General features: G+C 63.0%; 2 protein-coding genes. Both read left to right on the forward strand.

All coding sequences use genetic code 11. The features are described 5' to 3' along the window. Positions 1-84 precede the first annotated feature (84 nt). Positions 85-444 carry a hypothetical protein gene (locus EN781_RS30450; RefSeq protein ID WP_348631398.1) on the forward strand — a complete coding sequence of 120 codons (360 nt, stop codon included), beginning with the start codon at positions 85-87 and terminating at the stop codon, positions 442-444. A gap of 136 nt (positions 445-580) precedes the next feature. After that, positions 581-2182, forward strand: a complete 1602-nt coding sequence (locus EN781_RS30455) for an inorganic phosphate transporter (RefSeq protein WP_127400631.1) — start codon at positions 581-583, stop codon at positions 2180-2182. The last annotated feature ends 339 nt before the right edge of the window (positions 2183-2521 follow it).

The following is a 2521-nucleotide window of genomic DNA, read 5'->3' on the forward strand; positions in this document are numbered from 1 at the left end:
TCCATCGCCTGCTCGAATGCCTTGAGATAATCCTCCACCAGGCTCTGCATCAACTTGGCTTTGGTCGGGAAATTGTAGAGCCTGGTGGAGGATTATCTCAAGGCATTCGAGCAGGCGATGGAAGCCCGCACCGCCGTGGCTGGTCATGAAAGCGCGCTCGCGGCCTATATCAAGCTCTCGGCCGACGAATGCGAGGAGCCGCAGCCGTCGGCGTCCTGGATATTTTCCGCCATCGCCGAGGATCCCGAATTCCTGACGCCGATCAAATCGTTCAAGCGGCAGCTGTTCGAGCGGCTCAAGGGGGAGACGAACGACCTCAGCGCGCTGTTGGTCTGCTTCCTCGCCATCGAGGGCATGCGCAGCATGAATCTCTTCGATTCCGACGTGCTCTCGAAGGATGAGCGGCAGCTGCTGACCTCGTCGCTGCTGGAGATCGCCGGATAGGGGCCTAGCGCCGGCATTTGACTGGCGTTTTGAAATGCCCTCCCTGCCGAGCCCGGTATCCCGCCCGTCACACCAGCTTCATCGACCGGACATAGCCTCACCTGTGGTTGTGCCGAAGTGCGAACGGGAGTGGGACATGGTGGACATTGTTTCGAGCGAAGCGGGCATTCCAAGGCCAGATCATCCACTCAATCAAACCGGCGGCGCCAAGTGGTTCCTGCCGGCCTTCGGAGTGATCGTGCTCGCCGGCGTCATCTATGTCGCCTACGCACTCAGCCAGGATCTCGCCATAGCCAAGACGGTGCCGTGGATCCTGCTCGGCATCGCCTTGCTGATTGCGCTGGGCTTCGAGTTCGTCAACGGCTTCCACGACACCGCCAATGCCGTGGCGACGGTCATCTATACCCGCTCCCTGCCGGCCGAGTTCGCCGTCATGTGGTCGGGCGTCTTCAATTTCCTCGGCGTTCTCACCTCCAGCGGCGCGGTTGCCTTCGGCATCCTGTCGCTGCTGCCGGTCGAGCTCATCCTGCAGGTCGGCTCCTCGTCAGGCTTCGCCATGGTGTTCGCGCTGCTGGTCGCCGCGATCCTGTGGAACCTCGGCACCTGGTTCCTCGGCCTGCCGGCCTCAAGTTCGCACACCATGGTGGGGTCGATCATCGGCGTCGGCCTCGCCAACCAGTTCATGGCGCCGGCCGGCAGCGCCACCAGTGGCGTCGACTGGTCACAAGCGACCAATGTCGGCACCACGCTGCTGGTCTCGCCAATCATCGGCTTCTTCGCCGCGGCAATCCTGCTCTATGCGATGAAACTGCTTGTGCGCAATCCGGCGCTCTATGAGGCGCCGAAGGGCAACACCCCGCCGCCGTGGTGGATCCGCGCGCTGCTGATCTTCACCTGCACCGGCGTCAGTTTCGCCCATGGCTCGAATGACGGCCAGAAGGGGATGGGCCTGATCATGCTGATCCTGATCGGCGTGGTGCCGACGGCCTATGCGCTCAACCGCACCCCGGACATCAACTATCTCGAAGCCTACAAGTCGGCTTCGGTGAGCGTCGAACAGGCACTGGGCAAGTACGTCAAGCCGGGCATCACCGTCCCCGATGCCAAGGTGGCCGTCCAGGACGCCGTGCGCACCAGGACCTGGAACGACCAAACCACGGTGGCGCTGCAGACATATATTCACAACACCACGGCTTCGCTGCAGCCCTACGCTTCGATCGAAAAGGTGCCGACCGATCTGGTCGGCAACGCCCGCAACGACATCTATCTGATCGGCGAGGCGCTCAAACTGATCGACAAAAAGAAGCTGCTGCCGATGGAGGCCGCCGATCTCAAGGCGGTAACCGACTATCACAAGGCGGTCGACAACGCGACGAAGTTCATTCCGCTTTGGGTGAGGATCGCTGTGGCGCTGGCGCTCGGGCTGGGCACCATGGTCGGCTGGAAGCGCATCGTCGTGACGGTCGGCGAGAAGATCGGCAAGAGCCATCTGACCTATGGCCAGGGCGCCGCAGCGGAGCTGGTGGCGATGGTCACGATCGGCATGGCCGACCGCCTCGGCCTGCCGGTGTCGACCACCCATGTGCTGTCGTCGGGCGTTGCCGGCACCATGGCGGCGAACGGCTCGGGGCTGCAATGGTCGACCGTGCGCAACCTGCTGCTTGCCTGGGTGCTGACGCTGCCCTGCTCGATCGCGCTCGCCTTCGTGCTGTTCATCATTTTCCGCCAGGTGTTCTGAGCGGCCAAGTTCTCAAATAAAAGGCAGCGCCGGTCGCAGCCGCTGCCTTTTTCTTTGTGGCTGTTCCATGGCTGTTTCGAGGCGCCGGCGGGACAGCACCCTCCTCTGGCCTGCCGGCCATCTCCCCGCAAGGGGGAGATCAGCGGCTTCAGCGCGGACCTCCATTGTTGCAATGCCGGAGATTAGCGAAAGCCGAACAGAGGGGGGGTGAGGGAACTCGACGGGGGTGCCGTATGGACAGGCCGCGATCTTTCGCCGGCGGCTAAGTCGGATCCTCGCGGTGGAGATCGTGGATGGTGACGCTCTCGGCATTGGTCGGCAGCGTCAGCCACTGGCGGT

It is taken from the genome of Mesorhizobium sp. M4A.F.Ca.ET.090.04.2.1 (assembly GCF_003999085.1).
Classification (GTDB): Bacteria; Pseudomonadota; Alphaproteobacteria; order Rhizobiales; family Rhizobiaceae; genus Mesorhizobium.